Source organism: Fundicoccus ignavus (assembly GCF_009659375.1).
GTDB lineage: Bacteria > Bacillota > Bacilli > Lactobacillales > Aerococcaceae > Fundicoccus > Fundicoccus ignavus.
Map to the genome: position 1 here is coordinate 145446 of NZ_WJQT01000002.1, position 26707 is coordinate 172152.

Below are 26707 nucleotides of genomic sequence, written 5' to 3' on the forward strand. Positions count from 1 at the left end.
TAATCTCTTATAATAATCCAATGTAATGAATAGTATAATGTTGAATCAATATAATGAGTGATTGTATATTAAGTTTTAATGGGAGCATTCTAATCCGCAGTATTTTTCTAAAAAGAATATATTTAGACTGATGGTTAAAATGTTTGTACTTGGAGTGAAAAAATAGTGTCTTGACAGGGTGATGTGTTGCATATTTATTCGAAATTATGCAGGAATTACATTGGATTAACTCTAATTTACAAAACTTTGACCGAGTTGTCACAATGTAGATAAATATACAGTTTAACAAAAACTTATCGTTTTGTTCTCTTGAAATTGTCATTGGAACTCATACTTATGAGCTTTAATTGTTGAAACACGAACACAATAAATTTGGCAATCAAAGAGTGTATGTTCGAATTATAAAGACTATAGATTTATATGTGCAGTTTTAAACATGAAATCGAACAGACTTTTCATTTGAAGTGTAAACATGTAAGTTATTTCATCCACTCTTGTAATATACGTAAAAACTCTAGTTGATATTTTATTTCTCATAAACTGTTCATTTATTAGAAAATTTGACAGTTTTTGTTTTCATCAGTACTATGCAAATCATAAAGAAAGCGCTTCTTTAAAGAGAAATAAATTTAATATAATAGGGGGTATTCAAGTGGTGAAAAAAGATACTCAGTCAAATGTTGTTTTAGAAGAAAAGATTGATGTTGTGGGAAATAACGTTCAAGAAACTATCGATAATCTTGTAGGGAAAGCGCAAGGAGCTCTAGAAAAATTCTTGTTACTTGATCAGGAAGCAGTTGATTACATTGTAACTAAAGCAGCGACAGCTGCTGTAGATCAACATGGTCCATTAGCAGTTTTAGCTCAGGAAGAAACACAAAAGGGTGTATTTGAAGATAAGGCGATTAAGAACCTTTTTGCTGCAGAGTATGTTACAAATAACATGATTAATACAAAAACTGTCGGTGTGATTAATGAAGATCCAATGACTGGCATAACTGAAATTGCGGAGCCAGTAGGCGTTATTGCGGCTTTAACTCCTACAACTAACCCAACATCAACTGTCATTTTTAAAGCGTTAATTGCGTTAAAAACTCGCAATCCAATTATCTTTAGTGTCCATCCGAAAGCTGAAAAGGCTTCACAGGAAGCAGCACGTGTACTATATGAAGCAGCCGTTTTAGCAGGAGCACCCGAAAATTGTATTCAATGGATTGAAAGTCCATCATTAGAGAAAACAGATGCTTTAATGAATCATCCGGGTGTTGCGACTATTCTAGCTACGGGTGGTAGTGGAATGGTAAAGGCAGCTTACTCTTGTGGTAAACCTGCTTTAGGTGTAGGACCCGGAAATGTTCCAGCGTATGTGGATCATACCGCAAATATCAAGCGAAGTGCATACGATATTGTTTTATCTAAGGCTTTTGATAATGGAATGATTTGTGCTTCTGAACAAGCGGTTATTTTAGATAAATCAATCCATGATAATTTTATTAAAGAAATGGAACGTTATCATACTTATGTTGCAACGGATCGCGAAAAAGAACTTCTAGAACAATATTTCTTTGGTGATAAAAAATCAGATGGTACGCGTGGTGGCTTAAATGCAGCAGCAGTAGGGCAACCAGCAGCGAAAATTGCAGCTAATGCTGGTTTTGAAGTGCCTGAAGATACAGTTGTAATTGCTGTCCATTGTTCGCATGTAGGTTATGATGAACCCTTAACGAGAGAGAAATTAGCACCAGTGTTAGCTGTTCTAAAAGCGAACAATCGCGAAGAAGGAGTATCTCTAGCAGCACAGATGGTTGAGTTAAATGGATTGGGTCACTCAGCATCTGTCCATTCTGAAGACGAAGCATTTGTCAAAGAATACAGCAGTCGGGTAAAAGCAATGCGAGTTATTTGGAACGCGCCTTCAACATTTGGTGGTATTGGAGATGTTTATAATGCCTTTATTCCTTCCTTAACATTAGGTTGTGGCTCTTATGGTGCGAACTCTACTTCGGATAACATTAGCGCCAACAATTTACTTAATATTAAACGAATCGGAAGGAGAAATAACAATATGCAATGGTTTAAGATTCCACCGAAAATCTACTTTGAACCTAACTCAGTCCATTATTTGGCTGAAATTGATAAGATGAGTCGAGTTGTCATTATCACAGATGAAATGATGGTTAAGCTAGGATACGTTCAAAGAGTCTTAGACGTATTACATGTACGTCCAGACAAACCAATTATTGAAGTTATTTCAAATATTCTCCCAGATCCAACAGTCGAAATGGTAATTGATGGTGCAGAACGCTTGCGAGAAATTCAACCTGATACAATTATTGCATTAGGTGGGGGTTCTCCAATGGATGCCGCCAAGGTAATGTGGTTATTATATGAACACCCTGAAGCAAACTTTGATGATTTAAAACAGAAATTTATGGATATTCGTAAACGTACAGTTAAATTCCCTAAACTAGGTTCAAAAGCACAAATGATTGCGATTCCTACTACTTCAGGAACGGGTTCCGAAGTTACTCCGTTCGCTGTCATAACGGATAAGAGTGTGAATAAGAAATATCCATTAGCTGATTATTCACTCACACCAAATGTTGCGATCATTGATCCAGAGTTCGTACTAAACTTACCAGCAAGAGGTACTGCTGATACAGGATTAGATGTATTAACACATGCGGTGGAAGCCTTTGTATCGATAATGGCAAATGATTATACAGATGGTTTAGCGTTACAAGCTATTAAGTTAGTGTTCAAGTATTTACCAAGAGCTTACAAACTAGGTTCAAAAGATCCTGAAGCTAGAGCAAAAATGCATAATGCTTCTGCGATGGCAGCGATGGCCTTCTCAAACGCCTTTTTAGGAATTAACCACTCCTTAGCGCATAAGATTGGTGGTATGTTTGGAACAGTCCATGGTAGAACAAATGCTATTTTAATGCCACATGTTATACGTTATAACGGTACGGTGCCCGGTAAATTGCACATTTGGCCTAAATATGAAAGTTATGTTGCGGATGAAAGATATCAAGAAATCGCTCAAATGTTAGGCTTACCAGCTTCTTCACCCGCGGAAGGAGTAGAATCATTTGCTCAAGCATGTATTGATTTAGCAATTGAATGTGACGTTGAGATGAACTTGAAATCATTTGGAGTAGATGAACAAGCGTTTATGGATAACTTGAATTTACTAGCAATGAATGCCTATGAGGATCAATGTTCACCTGTAAACCCTCGTCAACCATTGATTAAAGATTTAGAGCAAATATTATTTAATGCTTATTATGGTATTAACACACCGCATGATGTTTCTGAATAATAATTAAGATTAGTTCATACTGTTTATTAATCCTATCATCGAAATTTCGGTGATAGGATTGTTTATTATTTTGGCCATGTTTTAGAATGTATTTGTACTTTACAACAATATGGTGTGTAAGTCAGGATGTAAAACTGGTATAATTTTTATGAATTACCGTTTTAGTCTATCTAGTTATTGAGAATTTTTTGCTTCACAATTAAGCCTTTCATAACCAGAACAGTGGGTGAAAATAAGTTTGGAGGATGTGAAAGATGACACATAGGTATGTAGCAAGGCCAAATGAACTATCATTCTTGATTAAGAATATGAATCAGCCAGTCATAAAAGTGATTAGTGGTGTTAGGAGGTCTGGAAAATCAACATTATTGCTACTTTTTCAAGATTATTTGATTGAACAAGGCGTTATGCCAGAACAAATTATTTCAGTAAATTTTGATGATTTTCATTTCCATGATTTATTAAACCCGTACGAATTACATCAATATCTACTTAAGAGAATTCGATCAAATCAAATGAATTATTTATTTTTAGATGAAATTCATTTAGTACCAGATTTTGAAAAATTACTTGATTCCTTACTGTATCGTGGGGATACGGACATATACATTGTTGGTTCCAATGAGTACTTTATAAAGAAACTAGCCAACTCTCCTTTGGAGGGGAAATATATTTGCAATAATATGTTACCGCTTTCTTTTAAGAGTTATCAAAATTGGCATAAACTTCATAAGCATTTTGCGACTCAACAGCATTTATTTAATCGATATTGTCAGAACAGTTTTCCTTTTACACTTTTCTTTGATACTGACTTTGAGAGGGTCCATTATCTTGAGGGCGTTTATTCGACGGTGGTATTAAATGATATTGTCAAACGTCTTCAGGTTCAAGATGTAAGAGTGCTGGAAAGGTTAATCGAAGCATTAGTTTCTTCAATTGGAAATTTAGTCACGATCAATAAATTAAAAAATAAGTTAAAACAACTGAATACGCCTATCGCTAACAATACGATTGATCGTTACATAACTGGAATTCTTGAAAGTAATATTATGTATCGGGCCCGTCGATTCGATATCCCTTCAATGAAAATTCTCAGTACGCAAGAGAAATATTATATGGTAGATCCAGGACTTCAATATTTGGTACTAAATGGTCAAGTGGATAATATTCAAAGTATTATTGAGAATGTTGTTTATTTGGAATTATTAAGAAGAGGTTTCGATGTCTACATAGGTAAGTCTAATCAATATATGGTTGATTTTGTAGCGATTGATGCAGATTATGAATACACTTATTATCAAGTTGTAGAGTCAACCTTAGATGACAAGGTATTAAAGGGTGAGCTTAAGTGTCTTCAATCGATTCATGACTACTATCCAAAATATCTCATAACATTAGATGATGTCCCGCAGAAAACCAGTTACGGTGGTATAAAAAAGATGAACTTATTAGATTGGTTAGTAAATGATGACTAGTCCAGTTATGATTGTTAGAGTTAAAGAAAATCAAAAGTTAATAGTAAAACGGAGGTGTTCGCATGGTTAAGCGTGACGATTTTAATAGCGAAAATGGAAATAAAGCAAAAGAATTGAGTCATGAATATATTAAGCAATTAGTAAGTAACTCACAAAAAGCTTCACAAGAATTTTCAGTGTTTACCCAAGAAGAGGTGGATGAAATTGTCGCAGCAGCTGCTATATCTGCTTCTAAAGCAGCTTTCTTGTTGGCTCAAGAAGCGGTCGAAGAGACCAAGCGTGGAATAGTAGAGGATAAAGATTTAAAAAACAGATTTGCGACAGAAAATATATATAATTTAATTAAACATGAGAAGACAGTAGGGATTATTAGTCAGAATAAAACAACAGGCCAAGTTAAAATAGCATCACCATTGGGGGTTTTAGCTGGAATCGTGCCAGTAACGAATCCAACTTCGACGACTATATTTAAAGCTTTATTGACTTTGAAAACAAGAAATACAATTATTTTTGCTTTTCATCCACAAGCTCAAGCTTGTAGTAGACATGCTGCTGAAATAATATATAAAGCAGCAGTAGCAGCAGGTGCACCAGAGAATGTGATTCAGTGGATTGAAGTGCCAACAATAGAGAACACTAATTTATTAATGGAGAATCCTGATATTTCATCAATAATTGCAACTGGGGGTCCTGATATGGTGCACGCTGCACTAAATTCAGGAAATGTTTCACTAGGCGTAGGTCCAGGTAACGGAGTTGTTTTTGTTGATCACACAGCCTACTTGCACAGAGCAACAGAGGACTTACTATTATCCAAAAGATTTGATAATGGAATGGTTTGTGTGGCAGAAAACTCAGCTGTAGTAGAAGAGAGCATTTATGATGAATGGTTAGCGTTACTACTTGAAAAGGGGGCTTATCTGGTACCGAAATCTGATCATGAAATATTGGCGAACTTTGTTTTTAATGAGAAACATGGAGTGAACGGCAAAGTTGCAGGTATGTCAGCGCGATGGATAGCTGATAACGCGGGCGTTTATTTACCTGAAGATAAGGATGTAATGCTTTTTGAATTGGATGAAGCAAATATTGGCGAAAAACTCTCATCAGAAAAATTAACGCCACTTTTATCTATCTATAAAGTAGCAAATCGACAAGAGGGAATAAAAGTAGTCGATAAATTATTAAGCTATCAAGGTACTGGCCACAATGCAGGCATTCAAATTGGTTTACACAATGACCCTTTTGTTAATGAGTTTAGCGATAAAACTAAAGCCGCGAGAGTCTTAGTCAATCAACCCGATTCGTTAGGTGGCTTGGGGGATATTTATACTGATGCATTGCGCGCTAGTTTAACATTAGGAACAGGATCATGGGGGAAGAATAGTTTGTCACATAATCTAACTACAAATGATTTTTTAAATATTAAAACAGTTGCAAAACGACGCCATAGACCTCAATGGATTCGCTTGCCAGAGAAAATATATTATGAACAAAATGCTATTTCATACTTACAAGAAACTGAAGAAGATATTCAACGTGCTTTTATCGTGGCTGATCCGGGAATGGTTCAATATGGATTTGTTGATTTAGTATACAGTCAACTAAGCTTTAGAGATGGGAATGTGACCACTACAATCTATGGAACAGTTCGTCCAGACCCAACTTTAAGTCAAACCATCGAAATCGCAAGACAAATTCAAGACTTTCAACCAGATACAATCATCGCCATTGGTGGGGGTTCAGCATTAGACGCAGCTAAAATAGCGCGTTATATATACGAGTATTCAATTGATCAAGAAGATGGCTTTTTAGAAGATTATGACAAAATTCAGCATTTATTTAATGATTTACAGCAAAAATTTATGGATATTCGCAAAAAAATCACACGTTTCCATCGTCAAACTCAAACAAGATTAATTGCCATTCCAACCACTTCCGGAACTGGATCGGAAGTAACGCCTTTTGCTGTCATTACAGATGATGTTAATCACGTGAAATATCCTTTGAATGATTATGAATTAACACCACAAGTTGCGATTGTGGATCCGGAGTTTGTGTTGACTGTTCCGAAAAGAACCGTAGCTTTATCAGGCATTGATACTCTGGCTCATGCGATTGAAGCTTATGTATCGGTTATGTCCTCAGAATTTACTAGACCTTGGGCTCTACAAGCGATTGAATTAGTGATGAATAATTTAGAAGAGTCATTCAAATATGATGCGAAACACCCTACGTTAGCGGGTGAAAATGCTCGAACGAATATGCATTATGCTGCTACTTTAAGTGGAATGGCATTTGCAAATGCTAATCTAGGATTAAATCATTCTATCGCCCATAAAACAGGTGGAGAATTTGGATTGCCTCACGGTTTAGCAATTGCTCTATCATTAATCGAAGTCATTCGTTTCAATGTAAGTCCTGGGCCAATTAAACGAACGCCATTCCCGAGATACGAAGTATATCGCGCACATCAAGACTATGCTGAAATAGCTAGAACACTGAAATTACCAGGTGAATCTGATGAGGAGTTAATAGAATCACTCTGTCAAAAAATTAGTGAATTAATGAAATCAGTAGAGATAGAACCCAAATTATCAGCAAATGGTGTGACACGTGCACAATTTGACCGTAATTTAGATAAATTAATTGAGTTGATTTATAATGATCAATGTACAGCTACCAATCCAAGACAACCAACATTAGATGATATACGAAATTTATTAGAAGTGCATTTTTAAGTATAATAAAGTTTGAAAGTTTATGATAATATGCTATTATATAAGCAATAGGGAATGAAGTTCTCCCAGTGCTAGCAATAGCCGAACCGCTTAAAAAAAAGCTGATGACTTCTGCAATTATTATTTAATTGCGGGAGTGTCAGCTTTTTTTCATTCTCGCGCAAAGGAGAAGATAAAATGTTAGAAAGTTTAGCCCTTATGGTTTTGTGTAGTATATTATTAAGTTCGCTAATGCAAAAATTAAAGCTGCCTGGTTTAATCGGTATGCTTTTGACGGGGATTATACTGGGTCCTTATGTATTGAATCTAATAGCCCCTCAAATATTAACAATTTCTACTGATTTAAGACAAATTGCCTTAATCATTATACTAACGCGTGCAGGCTTGGCTTTAGATATAAGCGACTTAAAGAAGGTAGGTCGACCAGCTTTCTTAATGTGTTTTTTACCAGCCAGTTTTGAGATCATTGCGACGACCTTATTAGCGCCGATGTTTTTTGAAATGAGTTATTTAGAAGCGGCCATTCTAGGGACAGTAATTGGGGCTGTTTCACCTGCGGTAGTTGTTCCTAAGATGCTTCATCTGATGGAAAAAGGTTACGGAAGAAAAGCGGGCATACCGCAACTCATTATGGCTAGTGCATCAGTTGATGATATTTATGTCATTGTGTTGTTCACTTCTTTTTTAGGTATGTACCAAGGCGAAGCATTTAATGTTACTAGTTTAATCAAAATACCAGTATCAATCCTATTAGGCGTATTGCTAGGTTGGTTAGTTGGAAAGGGATGTGTTGCCTTTTTTAAAAGGAATCATTTAAGAGATACTGTTAAGATATTAGTTATTATCTCTCTCGCTTTTCTATTTGTAACTTTAGAGAATAGAATGGTAGCCTACGTTCCGATTTCTGGTTTGATTTCGGTAATGGCGATGGGAGCAACGATTTACCAAGATTATTCCATCTTGGCCAATCGATTATCACACAAATTTTCCAAAATATGGGTAGCAGCAGAATTGATATTATTTATTTTAGTAGGAGCAACTGTAGATTTAAATAATCTTGCTAACGCAGGGATACTAGCGTTAGTATTGATTGGCTTAGTGTTAAGTGCTAGATTTATAGGCGTGTTTGTCGCTTTACTTCATACTCCGTTGAGTATAAAAGAAAGATTGTTCTGTGCCATTGCTTATTTACCTAAAGCAACGGTACAAGCAGCAATTGGCGGTATTCCATTAGCCGCAGGTGTTGAAGCAGGTAATACAATTTTAACCATATCAGTTCTTGCGATTATATTAACGGCACCTCTTGGAGCATTAGGAATTGATCTAACATACCAAAAAATCTTGAATACATCAAATGAGTGACCTAGAACTAAAAGACTCACTTGATAATGCGAACTAACGTTTGTATAATTGAGGGGGAGGTGAGCTGGATGCAATATGGAATACTAAATTTCACAGAACCAGAACCAGATACATCAAGAAAAATTCTCCATGTTGATATGGATGCTTTCTATGCAAGTATTGAAATGCGAGATAATCCTAAATTAGCAAATCAACCAGTTGTCATTGCAAAACACCCTAATCTAACAGAAGGGCGAGGCATTGTCTCTACTTGTAATTATATTGCGAGACAGTATGGCATTCATTCAGCCATGTCATCTTTAGAAGCATATAAAAGATGTCCTCATGCAGTTTTTATTCATGGCAATATGGCTCATTATATAGAAGTCTCTGAACAAATAAGACAAATCTTCTATCAATATACGGATAGTGTAGAACCATTATCTTTGGATGAAGCCTACTTAGATGTTACGCATAATAAAAAAGACATCAAAAGCGCGATAAAAATAGCTCACTTAATTCAACAACAGATTTTGGACGAAATCGGACTGACATGTTCGATTGGCGTTTCCTACAATAAATTTATAGCAAAAATTGCTTCAGACTTTCATAAACCGTTTGGTATTACATTAGTAACTCCCGAGGAAGCAGTGGAGTTTTTAAAGCAATTACCGATTGAAGATTTTTATGGTGTTGGGCGAAAATCTGTTCCGGCATTTCATGCTTTGAAAATTATGAATGGCGCAGATTTATTCGAATGGAACCTTGATGATTTGATTCAACGATTCGGAAAGATGGGGCATTCTCTTTATTTTAAAGTTAGAGGTATTCATAATTCACCCGTTAAATCAATACGAGAGCGTAAATCTATCGGTACTGAGACGACCTTTGCTAAATTTTTAGATAATGAAGCGGATGTCCTAACATTTTTTGAGCGTCTCACTTTGAAAGTAGTTCAAAAGTTGAAGTTAAAAAACTTGAAAGCCCAAACCATAACAATTAAAATTAGGTTTGACGATTTTGAAACAATTACACGACAATTGCAGTTGTCAAAACCGTCAAATGATTTCGAAGAATATTATGCTGTCGTTCAAAAATTATGGCATAAACATGGTAATTTAGAACGAAATATTCGTTTGTTGGGAGTTTCTGTGTCAAAATTTGAAGACTTAAAGTATTCAACAATACAGTTAGATTTGGAGTGATTTAATGGAGTTTTTTGCAGAGTTACATCCTATATATCAAGCTCTGATTGGAGGGATTTTTACTTGGCTATGTACGTTGATTGGTTCAGCAACTGTTTTCTTAACAAAAGAAGTTAATGAACGTTTATTAGCCATTATGCAAGGTTTTGCAGCTGGAGTTATGATTGCTGCATCATTTTGGTCATTGTTGTCACCAGCACTTAATTTTGCTGAAGTAAGTGACTCGAATTTTCCAGCTTGGGTGCCTGTGACCATCGGTTTTATAGCCGGAGGTTTGTTTTTAAGGTTATTAGATTTAGTAGTCCCTCATATTCACTTGTCGGGTGATCATGGCGATACCAATCCTCGTGAAAATAATTTAACACGAACTACGATGTTATATTTAGCCATGACTATTCATAATATTCCTGAAGGTCTCTCAATTGGTGTAGCATACGCAGCAGCCTTCTTAGATTTAAATGGCGCAACTTTAGCGAGTGCAATTGCTTTAACAATTGGTATTGGAATTCAGAATATACCAGAAGGTTCAGCCTTATCCATGCCAATTAGAGCAGAAGGAAAGAGTCAAAAACGAGCTTTTAATTTAGGACAATCATCTGCACTTGTTGAACCAGTTGCTGCTGTAATTGGTGCAGCTGCTGTTCTTACAGTTACGGCATTATTACCTTATGCTTTAGCATTTGCGGCTGGTGCTATGATTTTCGTGGTAGTAGAAGATTTGATTCCAGAGTCACAAACATCTAATCATACTGATCAAGCAACGTTGGCATTGATGGTCGGATTTTGTGTAATGATGATCCTTGATGTAGCATTAGGTTAGTTTGAAAAAAGCCCTTAGGGGCTTTTTTTAATAATATAAGGTTTTATAAGTATTATGTGATTTATCAAGCTTTATACTACGCTCAGCTTATAGTTTACCAAGGCGGTGGTCGCTTTCAAAGCCTCACTGAAGTTCTTGCTTTTCCAGCTCAATCGGCTAGGCTCTGTCTATGAGCAAAGCGAAATAGACAGAGCAAGCTACGCCAATTGCCCCTTGTACCGCTATGGAAAACAATTAGCTGATCTACCTTAAATATTCCAACAAAAATAAAGCGATATAATCAAATTATACTGCTAAACAGAATTTAAAGTCCTTGGACTTGTCCGATGGTTCTTAATGTAGGCGATTATAATCTTAGTATTGGGTTATTATTGTTTGTTTTCTTGCTTGAATGATAGCTGTCAGGCATACTGTTGCCCTCGCTAATTGAGCGAGGTTCCAAAGTTCCAGTAAAAGAACTTCACACCAAAAACGAGGAAGCGTTATCCAAAAAATTCAGTTTATACGTTATACGCAAAAAAACTAAACAAATTTTAAAGGGCTTCAAATAAAGTTCAAGCTTTTTTATTAAAAATAATTAACTAAAAACGACTTTAAAATGAAAATGTTCGTGTTTAATGGGTTTTTCTTGGGATTTAAACTGAAAACATTAATAGGATAGGCATCCTAAGGGGTTTTTGCGAACAATAATAGTGGGAAAGTAAAATTTGTTAACGATTGGTCGAGAAAGTTTAAAAGTCATTAGAACAATGAAGTAAGCGTGTTCTCTAAAATAAAGCTAGCAATTATAAAAAAAACAACATAGAAAATGATGAGCTGTGAAAACCCTTCCAAACCGCTATTAAAAAATATCCTTTCATGTTAAACTAAAATTAAGATTTATATGAGGAGGGATTTAATGTCACAAGTTGACGGGTTAAAACCAACACCTTTGTTTGATTATTATCAAGAACAAGGCGTTATCATCAATGATTTTCATGGTTGGGCACTTCCGATTCAGTTCACCAAAATTCAAGAAGAGCATGAAGCTGTACGCGAAAACGTTGGTGTATTTGAAACATCCCACATGGGAGAAATCTTAGTTACAGGTTCTGATGCGGAGTCGTTTATAAATTCAGTGATTACGAACGATATTCGTTTAATCGAAATTGGGCAAGCACAATATACGACTATTGTTAATGAAGATGGTGGGATTTTAGACGATTTAATTATTTATAAGTTGTCTTCTGACCGTTTCATGTTTACACCTAATGCTTCGAATTCTGATAAGATAAATTCATGGTTAAACAACCACAAAAAGGATTATCAGGTTGAAATTCAAGATATATCCAATAAAGTTGGTCTAATTGCAATTCAGGGACCTAATTCAGCTGCGGTATTAGAAAAAATTACGAACGTTCCTTTACAAGATATTAAAGGCTATCATTTTGTTGATAATGTTCAAGTTGGTACTGTAGGAAATATTTTATTATCTAGAACGGGCTACACTGGAGAAGATGGATTTGAGCTGTATTGTGATTGGGCAGATACAACAACATTATGGCTTGAATTGTTAGCTGCTGGATCTAGCTTTAAAATACAACAATGTGGCTTGGGAGCACGAGATACACTTCGATTAGAAGCTGGCATGTCGCTTTATGGTCAAGAATTAAATGAGGAAATTAATCCAATTGAAGCTGGTTTATCTTTTGCAGTAAAACTTAACAAAGATGTACCTTTTATTGGACAGAAAGCTTTACAAGTAATTAAAACTTCCGATAATCAGAGAATTTCTCGAGGGTTTGAATTGCTAGAAAGAGGAATTGCACGTCAAGACTATCTTGTGTTTAATCAAGAAGGAGACGAGATTGGCTTCGTTACATCTGGAACACAATCCCCGACATTCAAAAAGTCGATTGGTTTAATGTTAATCGATAAAAAATATGCTGCTTTTGATACAGAGGTTTTTGTTCAAGTTAGAAAAAAGAAAATATCAGCATTAATAACAAAAAAAGATTGGCTAAAAAGAAAATAATTAGGAGTGAATAATATGGTAAACAAAAATGAATTATTTTATACAGAAGAACACGAATGGATTGCAGTTTTAGATGATAATACTATCAGAGTAGGTATTACAGAATTTGCAGTCGATCAATTAGGCGATATTGTTTATGTTGAATTACCAGCAGTCGACGATAAATTAGATGCGGAGGAAGAATTCGCAACTGTTGAATCTGTAAAATCAACTTCTGGAATTTATGCACCTGTTGCGGGTGTTGTGTCTGATATTAACGAAGCCTTGGAAGATGAACCTGAGTTATTAAACGAAGCACCATTAGAATCAGGCTGGTTAGTTGAAATTAAAACAGAAGGTGCGATCGACACTTCTCACTTATTATCTTTAGCAGCTTATGAAGCATTAATCGAAGACTAATTATTATACTTAATTGAAGGAGTGAAGTTTAGTGACAAAACAGCATCGTTATTTACCATTAACCCCAACAGATAGACAAGAAATGTTAGAAGTTATTGGTGTTTCAGAAATGGAAGCATTATTAACTGATATTCCAGCAGAAGTTAGATTAACTACTGCGTTAGATATACCCGAGGCTTTGAGTGAATTAGAATTAACAAAGCAAATGTCCTCATTAGCTGCTAAGAATATTTCTACAAATGAAGCTAGTTTATTTTTAGGTGCTGGGACATATGATCATTTTATTCCAAGTGTAGTTAATCATGTTTTGTTACGTTCTGAGTTTATGACCGCTTATGTGCCATATCAGCCAGAAGCTAGTCAGGGTGAATTGCAAGCCTTGTTTGAATTTCAATCAATGGTTTGTGAGTTAACTGGAATGGATGTTGCCAACTCAAGTTTATATGATGCTTTTACCTCTTTAGGTGAAGCTTGTAACTTAGCAATTGGTCATACTAAGAAGGGTCGTATTCTAATGTCGGAAGCGGTTCATCCACAAGCTCGCGAAGTGGTAGATACCTATGCTTATGGTATGGAATACGATGTTGAAACGATTGGACTCAAAGATTTATCAACTGATTTAGAGTCTTTAAAAACTCAAATTGATGATGATACTGCTGCTGTTGTGGTTCAATACCCTAACTTCTTTGGTTCAATTGAAGATTTAAAAGAAATTAAGTCTTTACTTGAAGGGAAGAAGGCTTTACTAATTGTAGTAGCGAATCCATTAGCACTAGCTTTACTTGAAACACCAGGTAACTTAGGCGCGGATATTGTTGTAGGAGATATGCAGCCTTTAGGAATTCCAATGTCTTATGGTGGCCCTCATTGTGGATATTTCGCAGCAAAGAAAGCCTATATGCGTAAATTACCTAGTCGTATCGTAGGAGAAACCGTTGATTCGGACGGTAAACGAGGCTATGTGATGACGCTTCAAACGCGTGAACAACATATCCGTCGTGAGAAAGCGACAAGTAATATGAGTTCTAACCAAGCCCTTTTTGCTTTGGGATCTGCCGTATTTATGACAGCGATTGGTAAAGAAGGTATTCGTGAAATGGCTGAACAAAACTTGTCCAAAGCTCACTATTTATCACGTAACTTGAAGGAAGCTGGCTTTGAAATTTTGAGCAATAATAACTTCTTCAATGAGTTTGTTGTGAAGTTTGCTAAGCCAGTAGTAGAAGTTAATAAACAATTATTAGCTCATAATATTATCGGTGGCTATGACGTTTCAGAATTATTAGCTACTGAAAATGCGATGTTGATCTGTGTAACTGAAAAACGAACTAAAGCCGAAATAGACCAATTAGTTAAATGTTTAGTGGAGGTGGCAATCTAATGAATAAATTAACCGATCAATTAATTTTTGAAGTTTCTCGTCCTGGAAGACGAGCCTATAGTTTGCCAACTAATGACGTAGAAACCGTTAGTTTAGAAGGAATTGTGCCGACTCATTTAATCAGACAAAAGGCTGCTGAACTCCCTGAAGTTTCTGAACTTCAATTAATGAGACATTATACAAATCTTTCAAACAAAAACTTTGGCTTAGAGACTGGGTTTTATCCATTAGGCTCTTGTACGATGAAGTATAATCCAAAAGTGAACGAGGATATTGCCAGATATTCTGGTTTTGCGAATATCCATCCGCTTCAAAGTCCTGAAACGACTCAAGGTGCGTTGGAATTATTATATGATTTACAAGAATATTTAAAGGCAGTCTCTGGAATGGATGCTGTTTCATTACAACCGGCAGCAGGCGCTCAAGGTGAGTGGACCGCTTTACTTTTATTCAAGCAATATCATGAACAAAACGGTGATGGACAGACCCGCCGTAAGATTTTAATTCCGGACTCAGCTCATGGAACTAACCCAGCAACTGCCGCGATTTGTGGATTTGAAATTGTTGAGATTAAGTCGAATGAAGATGGAACAGTTAGTGTGGACGCATTGAAAGAAGTTGTCGGTCCAGACACTGCGGGAATGATGATGACAAACCCGAATACATTAGGATTATTTGAACAAAATATTAAACAAATTGCTGAAATTGTTCATGAAGCTGGTGGTTTAATGTATTGTGATGGTGCAAACTCTAATGCAATTCTCGGTTTATCTCAGCCTAGCACTATGGGCTTTGATGCCGTTCATTTTAATTTGCATAAAACGTTTAGTACACCTCATGGTGGTGGTGGGCCAGGATCAGGTCCTGTTGCGGTTAAAGAGTTCTTAAGACCCTATTTACCAGTTCCACATATTGAAAAAGAAGATGACAAGTATGTCTTAAACAGCAACTATCCTCAAACAATTGGTCGTGTGAAGGGATATTTTGGTAATTTTGGTGTTAATGTTAGAGCTTATGCGTATATTCGTTCGATGGGTCCAGATGGTCTGCGTCAAGTATCGGAAGATGCAATCTTAAATGCGAACTACTTGAAGGCGCGTTTAGAACCATACTACGATACGCCTTATCCTCAAGTATGTAAGCATGAATTTGTACTTAGTGGTACACGTCAAAAGAAACTAGGTGCAAATACAAAAGATATGGCGAAGCGTTTATTAGATTATGGCTTCTATGCTCCAACTGTGTACTTCCCATTAATCGTGGCCGAAGCTTTAATGATTGAGCCAACTGAAACAGAAGCGAAAGAAACGTTAGATGCTTTTGCGGATGCCATGATTGAGATTGCACAAACTGCAGAAGAGAATCCAGCGTTATTGAATGAAGCGCCACATTCTACTCCAGTTAAACGTTTAGATGAAACAACTGCAGCCAGAAAGCCAATTGTTAAATTTGAACGTTAAATAAATCACGAAAAGTTGCTAGTACAGCCGAAACAAGCTAGCCGACAAATACAAAAACTGTTATACTATTTTGTGTAACAGTTTTTTGCTGTATAAAAGTAGATTTGAAATTGAGGTGTAAAGATGGCGACGAAGCATGAACAAATTATTCAATATATCGAAACATTGCCTGTCGGAGAAAAAATCTCAGTTCGAGGCATTGCGAAACAATTAAATATGAGCGAAGGAACAGCCTATCGCGCAATAAAAGATGCAGAAATCAATGGTTTAGTCTCAACAATTGAGCGTGTTGGAACAATTAGGATAGAGAAGAAAACTGAATATATTCCGGATATGTTGACTTTTCGGGAAGTAGCACGTGTCACAGATGGCGAAATATTAGGTGGAGAGAATGGTTTAGATCATCCATTATCTAAATTTATTATTGGAGCGATGACGGTAGATGCAATGGAGCGATATTTCTCCAAGAATACTTTAATTATCGTTGGTAACCGTGAAGATGTTCAAAAACTAGCTTTAGAAAATGGAATTGCTGTATTAGTAACGGGGGGCTTGAAGACAAGTCAAGATGTGATTGATTTAGCAAATAAGAAAGAATTACCTATAATTTCAACGACACATGACACGTTTACAGTTGCGACTATCATTAACCGTTCAATGACAGAGCAATTAATTAAGAAAGAAATTATTACCATTAAGGATATTTATACCCCAATTGAACAGACAAAGGCACTGAGTCCGCAAGATACGATTAAAGTATTCCATGACTTATCGAATGAAACTGGTTTATCTCGCTTCCCAGTGGTGTATAATAATCGTTTAACGGGTGTTGTGACTGCCAAAGATTTAATTGGTAGAAGCGAGTCTGTTCCAATTGAGCGAGTGATGACGAAAGAAACGGTAACAGTGAAAACGCATATGAGTGTCGCTAACGTTTCTCACCGCATGGTATGGGAAGATATTGAAATGATTCCAGTTGTGGCAGATAATTTACAATTACTTGGAGTGGTTACTCGACAAGATATTATGAAAGCTATCCAGACAATGCAACAACAACCACAAATTGTGAATACGTATGAAGATGACGTTGTGGTACACCTTGAAGAATATCATTCTGATGGCGAGGATCAAAGATACCAATATGCCTTCAGTGTTCAACCTCAAATGATTAATAATTTGGGAACAATTTCTTACGGAGTATTGTGTGAGTTAATTAGTCAGGTAGCTTATCGTCGAATTTATGAGACAACTGGCTTAAATAATATTATTGAATCACTGAATTTTAATTACTTCAACTTAGTTCAGATGGGAAATGATATTCAGTTTAGTGTCGAAATTGTCAATCAAAATCGCCGTTCAGCTCTGAGTCAAGTAGATATATTCCATGAGAATACTTTAGTTGCTAGAGCATTAGTTACAAGTCAAATTATTGGCAGAAATTATACGAAATAGAAGGTAGGAAATTATGTATTTAGATGCTACTCAAATAGAAACTCTTTATTCAAAAATTCAAGAATATGATCGAATTATTATCCATCGTCATGTTCGACCGGATCCAGATGCATTAGGTTCTCAATATGGTTTGAAATATTTAATTGAAGGTAAATTTCCTAATAAGCAAGTTAAAGCAGCTGGGACTGTCTCAAAAGGCTTAAGTTGGTTAGCTTCGACAGAGGAAGTGACGGAAGCAGATTATTCTGGGTCATTAGTCATTATTGTTGATACAGCAAATTCACCTAGAATTGATGGCAAATATTATGCTTCCGGAGCTGAGATGATAAAGATTGACCATCATCCTGAAGTAGAAAACTTTGGAACATTGGAAATCGTTCATACTGAAGCTAGTTCTTGTAGTGAAATAATTGCAGAAATTAGCCATTATTTAGGTGGGCGTTTACCAATGAATCAGGCAGCTGCAAAAATCCTTTACGCGGGTATTGTTGGTGATACAGGTCGTTTTCTATTCAATTCGACCACTAGCATCACATTCAATGCTGCAGCGCGTTTGTTGGCCTTTGATTTTAATGCATTTGAAATCAGTGATCGCTTCCAAACAATGTCAGCTAAAGAAGCTAAATTTCAAGGGCATACGATGAATAATATGACAGTGACAGAATATGGTGTTGCAAGTGTCATGATTACAAGACAAGATTTGCTTGATTTTGATATTACAGAAGAACAGACCAATAGCATTGTCGGTCTTCCGGGTCAAATTGAAGGCGTGGTTACTTGGGTGATTTTCGTAGAACAAGAAGGTGCCAACGAAAGTTACCGTTGTCGTATCCGTTCAAAAGGCCCATCAATTAATGAAATTGCAGCTAATCATTATGGAGGCGGACACCCTAAAGCAAGTGGTGCCAAAGCATACAGTTATAAAGAAGTTGAAGCAATACTTGCTGAATTAAAAGAAGCTAGCATCGCTTACAAATCTAACTAAAAAAAGTCGCTCGTGAATATTGTTCACGGGCGACTTTTATCTTTAAATTGTTTAATAGGTTATACCCATTTGGTATTGCCACGTTTTAATAGTTTGTCAGAGGCTTCAGGTCCCCAACTATTTGCTTTGTAATTAGGGAAGTTTGGTTCAGGCATTTGCTCCCAAAGATCGATGATGTTATCGACGAATTTCCAAGCATTTGCTACTTCTAACCAATGAGTAAAGTTACTTACATTACCTTGAATACACTCGAAGATTAAGCGTTCATAGTCAGCAGGCATTTCATTTAACTGTTGATCACTATAATAGTAACTTAATGGCACTAATTCAGCGTCTAAGTCATAACCAACTTGTTTTTGGTTAATATAAATACGGTAAGCTGTACGAGGTCCGATTTCAATTTTGAAACGGTTTGGTTCTAAATTTGGACCAGTAGGCTTAAAGAGAATATTTATTTCTGTATGTTTATCTGCCATACGTTTTCCAGAACGAATGTAGAAGGGAACTCCTTCCCATTGTGGTAAGTTTACTTCTACTTTCGCTGCAAAAAATGTTGATGTATCTGAATCGTTAGCTACGTTATTTTCGTCGCGATAAGCTGGTAAAGTACCATCTTCACTCGCAGCATATTGTCCACGCACAACGTTTTCAAGAATATCATCAGTAGATGTGTAGTGACGTAAGTTTTCGAGAACTTTAATTTTTTCTTGACGAATTGCTTCAGGACTATTACTTGATGGTTTTTCCATCGCAATTAATGCGAGTAACTGAAGGGCATGATTTTGAATCATATCTTTAGCTACACCAAAACTTTCGTAGTATTCGCCACGATCTTCCACACCTACTTCTTCAGAAAGTGAGATTTGAATATTATCGATCGCATCTTTATTCCATACGTGTTTCATTAACATGTTATCGAAGCGTAAATTATATATGGAGTGAACAATACCTTTACCTAAATAATGGTCGATACGATAAATCTGTTCCTCATCGAAAGCTTTTTCTAATTGGGCTTGTAGTTCACAAGCAGAATCATAATCATTCCCAAATGGTTTTTCGATAATTAATCGATTATAACCATTATCGGTTAATAGATTTTCACCTTTTAAATGTCCAGTAATAACTGGGAATAGAGCAGGTGATAAGGAAATATAGAAAATACGATTTCCACATGCAGCATATTCTTTATCAAGTTTGTCTGCTAAATTGCGTAGTTTAACATAATGTTCAGCATCATGAACGTCGTGTGGTTGATAGTAAAAATGCGTCACAAATTCCTCAGCGTGTTTAGGGTCTTCAATTTCGGATTGAATACTCTCTAAGACCATTTGACGGAAATAATCATCCGACCACTCACGGCGAGCAGTACCAATTAAGGCAAAGTTTTCAGATATTTGTTTACTTTTATATAGGCGATAAAATGCTGGGTAAAGTTTTCGAGCAGCTAAATCACCTGATGCACCAAATAAGGTAACAACTAATTTATTTCTATTCATATGGATCCCTCCGTTTTCACAAGTTTTATTATATATGATTTAGAAAAAATACACAATTGGTTAAATTTAAATGAGAACATTCTTTTATTATTATTTATTTAATGAAATAACAACTTTATGGCTTAAAACAAATTGTTGTTAAGCATGAAAACTTGTATACTAATAGATGGAATGCTTCATTAAAGAAAGTGGAGGAATATCAAATGAATATTGTTATTATTGGTGGATCTTTTGCTGGCATTAGTTGTGCGATGGAAACACGTAAATTACACCCAAAAGCGAATATTTATATCTTAGAAAAGCAATCAACAATTGGATTTATTCCTAGTGGATTAAATTTAACATTAAATGAAGAAATTGAAGATATTACACAGGCCTATTTCGTTACTGAGTCTGATGTGAGACGTGCAAACATTAAATTACATTTAGATTCAGAAGTGACTGCCATTAAAGCAGACGAACAAAAAATTACCTACTATGACCATGTGAATCAAGAACATAAGATAATGGCCTATGACAAATTGGTTTTAGCGATGGGTTCAAGACAAGAATCATCTATACTTCATGATTGGTCACATCCACAATTAGTCACAACGAAAGAATTACAGAATGCAGCTAATGGATATGCTAAAATCGATAAAGCACAACACATTGCTGTAATCGGTGGGGGACAAATCGGGATTGAAGTAACGGAGGCTCTAGTAAATGCTAATAAACAAGTTACTTTAATAGAAGCAGAAACTTCATTACTTTCGAGATACTTCGATCAAGATGTTGTCGATTCAGTTCAAGAAGCAATAGAAATTGTTGGTGTTGATATATTATTAGATGAAAAAGTAATGGATATTAGCGGTAAATCACTTAAAGTAACAACAACTAAACGCACTTTGAACCCTGATTTAGTGATATTAGGTGTCAATTTAAGTCCTCAAAGTCATCTGGTAGCAGATTTATTACCACTAAACGAAGATGGAACAATTGTTGTCAACGATTATCTAGAAACAGCTATTACGAACATCTATGCTGTGGGTGACTTAGTTCAAACACCTACATTTGAAGAGGAGCAGGCATTTATAGCTTTAGTAAATAATGCGGTGAGATCTGGACAAATCGCTGCGTTTAATTTATTTGAGCCCCGGGTAAAACATCAACAATCCTTAAGACTCATTGGTTCACGAGTGTTTAGTCAATACATTACAAGTGTTGGACAAACTGAAATTGAAGCGAGCCAGCATTATGAAGTTAGCACTGTAAATGTTGAAACCCCTTATTCGATAACAATTAGTGATCCCGTAAAATTAAAATTGATTACTGATTCTAAAACAGGTAAAATACTAGGAGCGCAAATCCGTTCGGAACAAGATATTCTATCAATGGCTGACACCATTGCGATTGCAATATCAAATAATTTAACGGATCAGGAATTGGCCTTCCAAGACAGACTATATTATGCTAGATTTACATCTACTCAACCAATCATTTATCTTGCAGCTCTACGTAGCTTTGAAAATCGTCTACGTAATACTAAATAAATAATGGTTAAATAGTCAATGAGGACCAGTTCTCCGCCATGCAGATGGAATATTAACTGAATTTGTTAATACGTTGAGCAAAGAATTTAGGAGAAAAAAATGACATTATATAAAGATTTAAGCTTGAAACCATTTATTCAGAGAGCTTTAAAAGAATTGAGATTTGAAACTTTAACCCCAGTTCAAGAAGAAGTAATTGAACCAGCACTAGCGGGTAACAATTTAATTGTTCAATCTCAGACAGGATCAGGAAAGACACATAGTTTTTTAATTCCTATGTTTAATAATTTGGATCCTGCCAAAAAAGAAGTACAAGTAGTTATAACAGCACCAAGTCGTGAGTTAGCAACTCAATTATATGATTTTGCAAAGCAAATGGCTTCTCATTCAGAAAATGAAATTTCAATTGTTAAATATATCGGTGGAACAGATAAAGTTAAACAAATTGAGAAATTAAAAAACAGTGGCCAACCGCAAATTGTAATCGGAACACCTGGACGTATCTTTGACTTAATGTCTGAGAATGCTCTATGGGTCCAAACTGCTCATACTATGATTATTGATGAAGCTGATATGACAATGGATTTAGGCTTCTTAGAAACAGTTGATGAAATTGCCTCACGTATGCCAAAAGACTTACAAATGATGGTATTCTCAGCAACTATTCCACAACAACTTCAAGTATTCTTGAATAAATATATGGCTTCACCAAAAGAAATTAAAATTGAACCTAAAACAGTTTTAGCGGATAAAATTGATAATTTCTTAATAAACACACATGGACGCGACCGAAAAGAGTTGGTCTACCAATTATTGACAATGGGGCACCCTTATTTAGCATTAGTCTTCTGTAATACAAGACAGTATGCTGACGAAGTAAGCGACTATTTAAAACAACAAGGTATGAAAGTTGCGAAGATTCATGGAGGAGTACAACCGAGAGAACGTAAACGTTTGATGCGTCAAATTCGTGATTTGGATTATCAATATGTTGTGGCGTCAGATTTAGCAGCACGTGGTATTGATATTCCAGGTATTTCTATGGTAATTAATACTGAAGTACCTAAAGAATTGGAATTCTTTGTTCACCGTGTTGGTCGTACTGGGCGTAATCAATTAGCGGGAACAGCTTATACTTTTGTAACACCGGATGATGATCGTTCAATTGCAGAATTAGAGAAAAAAGGGATCGAGTTTACTTCTGTTGAAATTACCAAAGGTGAGATTAAAGAAGTGAAATCACGTCATGCTCGTTTAGAACGTGAGGATTCTAAGAAAGATTCTGATGATCCAGTGGTAAAAGGGATGATTAACCGAAATAATAAACGCAAAGTAAAACCTGGATACAAACGTAAATTGAATGAACAAATCAAACAACACCGACGTTCTGAAGCTAAAAAAGCCGGACGTGTTCAGAGAAAAGAAATTAGAAATCGCAATAAAAATAAATAAACCAAAAAAAGAAGAATCCTAAGCTTAGCGCTGGGATTCTTCTTCGTTTTTATCTAGCTCTTTTTTATTGATTTTTTGCATCAGATTTCGAATGAACTCTGTATGGTTTTTAAAAGCCAAATAGATAATATATAGAGTGATAAACATTAACATAAAATAACTCGAACGGAAAAAGGGTAAAATTGCATCCATTAATTGAAGCAATATTAAGGGAACAAAAGATACGATAATACTTAGTTTTAGACGCATTTTAAATAAGATTTTTTGTGTTAAGCGAGCATTAAACCATCCAGCAACTGCCGCAATCAATAGCATTTGAAACCAGTAGATAAAGAAACTAAATATGAACGCAGTAATGAAAACACTCGTTAACATCGTTGCCTTTTGACTATCGATACTTTGTAGTAAAGTAATTAATGAATCGTGATTACTAAACAAATGATAATAGTCAGGAATGCGATAAAAGTTTCCCGCGATAATCACAATTGTTTGATCTTGTAGCACCAGTAAATTTAGTAATGTATCGGTAGAAAGCTTATTTGCTTTAGTTGTATCAATTGGAATGTAATTTTGCATTCCACGACTGCTAACCGTATCATCAATCACTAATTGGAAAAAATTAGATTGATAATATAATGATTTTTCGTTGTCTTCAAGTTTTAATAACCCATCTTCAAATTGAAATTCTGGGACATGATCAACAGCTGCCGTGACATCATTTGAAATTGAATCAATTAAAGGTAAAGTCTGAACAACGATACTACCTGATAAAGCTAGCATTGCTAACAAACTCAAAACAAATAGATTTTTCCATTTAAGATTTAAGGCTTCAATGTAAAATCTTGGATTTTTTAAGCCTAATTTCAGTAATTTAAACATATATTTCAATTTCAACTTCCTTTGCATCGTGTGATTAGAGAGACACACTTAATTTATTCATCATAGCGAAGTTTTTAAGCAATTTCAATCATTTTTCTTTTTTTGCCTTGAAATATAGAATTCACTACCGATAAATAGCATAAGTCCTGTAATACTATTTGCTAAGCCGAACCAAATTGAACGCGGGAAGTATTTAAGACTGATGTTATGCTTTCCAGCAGTAATGGGAATAGCCATTAACGTATCATTAAGCACTGCTTCAGGTTCTACATTCTTACCATTAACCGTTATTTCCCATTGGCTATCAAAGGGAATTGTAAACAATAGATAACCCTCATCTTGAATGGTTGTTATGGTTCCCTCAATATAATTTTGCGAGAAGAAGCTCACTTCAAATAACTGATCTTGTTTCGAAGCAACTAAATCATTGAAACGATTTTCATCAAATTCATACAGCGAAACTAAGTTAGCACTCAGGCTATCTTCAAGTAGTTTAACTCTTAATACTTGTGAATCATCAATTGTTTGATAACTAGCATTTGTGATTTGGCGACGACGAAATGGTGTATAGAATCGATACCGTTGACCATTCAAACTCAACGAAACATTTTCATCATCATATTGACTAGGGAGGGTGAAATAATATGGATTTTCACTATCCGTCGCAAATTCAAATTCAAAATAAGCTTCATCAATCGTTGGATCAATTACTTCATAAGTCAAGTAATCGCCATCACCTACACTAGTCACTTCCACATTGTGATAAGAGCCGTCCTTAAGTTCTCTCTCTTCAAAATATGCATCGCCAGAACCTTGGAAATCAATTAATTTAAGTAATAATTCTTGATTGTAAATAGGCTGATGTTGAACAAAAGAGTCGATTGTGTCCGAAATTGAAGGGCTTACTTCAATCGCTAATCCGAATCGTTCTTCATTTTCTCTAATTAAGTAACGATTATTCTGTGTATAGATAGGGTAAGACTTGTTGTCTAAATCAGTTGCACGGGGATATAAGACATATTCATGATCGAGTGTATGATTAGCAGAATCATCAGTTGGCTCGATATGATATTTAACATTAAAAAAATCATCCGTGAACAAAGTTCCATTAGTATAGGTAACGAAACCATTTCCATCAGGCAAACCTAAATAGCCAAACAATTCTGGAACATGTGCTTCGATTGTTGAACCAAAATGGTCAAGACCATTATAGTGTGTAAACATTGCTTCATCTTTTGTACGTTGGAAAGTTTTGTTAATTCGATAAAAATCATCATTTCCATGACGGATATTAGTCAAAGAATCATCTAAAGTTGTCACATAATCACGGAATTTTGAATCAACTACATAATTTAGATCACCTAAAATTAAGGTCGCATTTGCCGTTAATTCGACTGTTACAATTGCTAACAAAAGTGTATAACGTAGACTTTTATCTAAGAAATCTAATTGGATGACGATAATCAAGGTTAAAACGACTAAAAGAGAAACAAAAATATTGATAGAATTTAAAAACTCATACTCATTATATAAGTAATAATAGATTGAAAAAGCGAAAATTGTTATGCATGCAAGGACTAGTTGGTAAGTTGGGATTAATTTTGGTTGTAACTTAAATGCTTTAACAGCTAACATCAGTAGAAAGAAACTAGTTACGAATGAGAATCTGAAATGATACCAAATCGGGAATTGCCCGCCATGCCAAAGTTTATCAAGAATTTCAAAATGGAAAGATAGGTAAAAAATTAGGAATATACTTAAACTAACTAGTTTATCAATTAGTTTAATTTTTTTGTTAAAAAAGTACAACAGTACCATTAAGAATACAATCATACCTGCATATAAATTGGGAGAACCAGATGACATCTCGTCAAATGAAAAACTCCCAATAAATAATTTTGATGCAATATCTTTCAAACTATGGGCAGTTTCCCAGTTGATTTCAAAGGTCATATAGCTCCCTTTATTTTGAGTTAAAGAGTAAAAAGTAGGGAGTAAGACAACACCAGCAATTAGAGCTGCAATGATAGAATTTTTTAAGAACAATAAATACTTAATGAGACTTTCTTTTAAATTAACTTTCTCTTGCGTCTCGACAATCTCATATATTGTATAAAATGCTAAGAAGATACAGACCATATAACCGATATAATAATTTGCCATTAATAATAGGGCCAAAGACATAATATAAAGTTTATTTTGCTTTCTCATAATACTTTTATTTAGGCCTAGAACAATTAAAGGTAATAATACTAAGCCATCGAGCCACATGATATTGAGTAAATACACCATAGAATAACTCATAAATGTGTAACATTGACTAAATAGCATTGCTGGAATAGATTCTATTTGATACTTTTGACGAATTAAGTATAAGAAACTGGTGCTAGCAGCAATTAGCTTTAAGTAAGAAATTAAGGTGACGGCTAAACCTAGTTCAGATTCAGGGAACAAGAGAAAAATTAAATTGAATGGACTTAATAAATAATAAGCCCATAAGCCAAGCATTTCACCGCCAAATGCTTTTTCGAAGCTATAAAATAATTGACTGGGATCATTGAAAACTGTATCCCGGAATAAACTATAAAAGTCTATATATTGTTGTCCCAAGTCAATGGTTAACATCGTATTGTCTCCGAAGGGGATAAAACCCATTACTAGAGAAATGGCGATGAAAACACTTGAGGTTAATGCTATATTGAGTAAATAAATTTTACCTGAAGAACGCATATTGTTGACTCCTTTTTCTA

17 protein-coding genes and 1 riboswitch are annotated in these 26707 nt (G+C 35.3%); of the genes, 14 read left to right on the forward strand and 3 right to left on the reverse strand.

Features of this window, described 5'->3' with window-relative positions; translation table 11 throughout:
• Nucleotides 1-697: 697 nt before the first annotated feature.
• The 12 genes from adhE (GF867_RS02720) (at nt 698) to GF867_RS02775 (ending at nt 18598) form a co-directional block, all read left to right on the forward strand.
• The gene (gene adhE, locus GF867_RS02720) at nt 698-3325 is read left to right on the forward strand and encodes a bifunctional acetaldehyde-CoA/alcohol dehydrogenase (RefSeq protein ID WP_366927738.1); all 2628 of its coding nucleotides are present in this window, start codon (nt 698-700) and stop codon (nt 3323-3325) included.
• 254 nt (nt 3326-3579) lie between these two features.
• The gene (locus GF867_RS02725; protein ID WP_153831583.1) at nt 3580-4800 is read left to right on the forward strand and encodes an ATP-binding protein; all 1221 of its coding nucleotides are present in this window, start codon (nt 3580-3582) and stop codon (nt 4798-4800) included.
• Between the two features lie 62 nt (nt 4801-4862).
• Nucleotides 4863-7541 (forward strand): bifunctional acetaldehyde-CoA/alcohol dehydrogenase, encoded by a 2679-nt coding sequence (gene adhE / locus GF867_RS02730; RefSeq protein ID WP_153831584.1) that lies wholly within the window; start codon nt 4863-4865, stop codon nt 7539-7541.
• Between the two features lie 41 nt (nt 7542-7582).
• Nucleotides 7583-7662: riboswitch (Fluoride riboswitch) on the forward strand.
• Between the two features lie 56 nt (nt 7663-7718).
• On the forward strand, nt 7719-8903 hold the full coding sequence (locus tag GF867_RS02735) for a cation:proton antiporter (RefSeq protein ID WP_153831585.1): 1185 nt from the start codon (nt 7719-7721) through the stop codon (nt 8901-8903).
• Between the two features lie 68 nt (nt 8904-8971).
• Entirely contained in the window at nt 8972-10087 is a 1116-nt protein-coding gene (gene dinB / locus GF867_RS02740) for a DNA polymerase IV (protein WP_153831586.1), read from the forward strand.
• A gap of 4 nt (nt 10088-10091) precedes the next feature.
• Complete coding sequence (locus tag GF867_RS02745; protein WP_153831587.1) at nt 10092-10907, forward strand: ZIP family metal transporter; 816 nt, start codon at nt 10092-10094, stop codon at nt 10905-10907.
• Between the two features lie 898 nt (nt 10908-11805).
• The gene (gene gcvT / locus GF867_RS02750) at nt 11806-12921 is read left to right on the forward strand and encodes a glycine cleavage system aminomethyltransferase GcvT (RefSeq protein WP_153831588.1); all 1116 of its coding nucleotides are present in this window, start codon (nt 11806-11808) and stop codon (nt 12919-12921) included.
• Between the two features lie 15 nt (nt 12922-12936).
• Nucleotides 12937-13320, forward strand: a complete 384-nt coding sequence (gene gcvH / locus GF867_RS02755; protein WP_153831589.1) for a glycine cleavage system protein GcvH — start codon at nt 12937-12939, stop codon at nt 13318-13320.
• Between the two features lie 31 nt (nt 13321-13351).
• A complete protein-coding gene (gene gcvPA, locus GF867_RS02760) occupies nt 13352-14701 on the forward strand; it encodes an aminomethyl-transferring glycine dehydrogenase subunit GcvPA (protein WP_366927733.1) in 1350 nt (449 codons plus the stop codon).
• Nucleotides 14701-16161 carry an aminomethyl-transferring glycine dehydrogenase subunit GcvPB gene (gene gcvPB, locus GF867_RS02765; protein WP_153831590.1) on the forward strand — a complete coding sequence of 487 codons (1461 nt, stop codon included), beginning with the start codon at nt 14701-14703 and terminating at the stop codon, nt 16159-16161. The genes gcvPA and gcvPB overlap by 1 nt, the downstream gene beginning before the upstream one ends.
• A 123-nt stretch (nt 16162-16284) precedes the next feature.
• The gene (locus GF867_RS02770) at nt 16285-17613 is read left to right on the forward strand and encodes a DRTGG domain-containing protein (RefSeq protein ID WP_153831591.1); all 1329 of its coding nucleotides are present in this window, start codon (nt 16285-16287) and stop codon (nt 17611-17613) included.
• Between the two features lie 13 nt (nt 17614-17626).
• Nucleotides 17627-18598 carry a DHH family phosphoesterase gene (locus GF867_RS02775; RefSeq protein WP_153831592.1) on the forward strand — a complete coding sequence of 324 codons (972 nt, stop codon included), beginning with the start codon at nt 17627-17629 and terminating at the stop codon, nt 18596-18598.
• Nucleotides 18599-18657: 59 nt separating this feature from the next.
• Here the strand turns inward: GF867_RS02775 and zwf are convergent, their stop codons facing one another.
• Nucleotides 18658-20094, reverse strand: a complete 1437-nt coding sequence (gene zwf / locus GF867_RS02780) for a glucose-6-phosphate dehydrogenase (protein ID WP_153831593.1) — start codon at nt 20092-20094, stop codon at nt 18658-18660.
• Between the two features lie 203 nt (nt 20095-20297).
• On the opposite strand from zwf, the gene GF867_RS02785 reads away from it, so the two are divergent.
• Together GF867_RS02785 and GF867_RS02790 are read left to right on the forward strand one after the other, a co-directional pair.
• Nucleotides 20298-21626, forward strand: a complete 1329-nt coding sequence (locus GF867_RS02785; protein WP_153831594.1) for an FAD-dependent oxidoreductase — start codon at nt 20298-20300, stop codon at nt 21624-21626.
• A 99-nt stretch (nt 21627-21725) separates the two neighbouring features.
• Nucleotides 21726-23078, forward strand: coding sequence for a DEAD/DEAH box helicase (locus GF867_RS02790; RefSeq protein ID WP_153831595.1), 1353 nt, complete (start codon nt 21726-21728; stop codon nt 23076-23078).
• A 24-nt stretch (nt 23079-23102) separates the two neighbouring features.
• Here the strand turns inward: GF867_RS02790 and GF867_RS02795 are convergent, their stop codons facing one another.
• Both GF867_RS02795 and GF867_RS02800 read right to left on the reverse strand, forming a co-directional pair.
• Complete coding sequence (locus GF867_RS02795; protein ID WP_253940716.1) at nt 23103-23957, reverse strand: DUF1189 family protein; 855 nt, start codon at nt 23955-23957, stop codon at nt 23103-23105.
• An 84-nt stretch (nt 23958-24041) separates the two neighbouring features.
• Nucleotides 24042-26687 carry a YfhO family protein gene (locus GF867_RS02800; protein ID WP_153831597.1) on the reverse strand — a complete coding sequence of 882 codons (2646 nt, stop codon included), beginning with the start codon at nt 26685-26687 and terminating at the stop codon, nt 24042-24044.
• Nucleotides 26688-26707 lie beyond the last annotated feature (20 nt).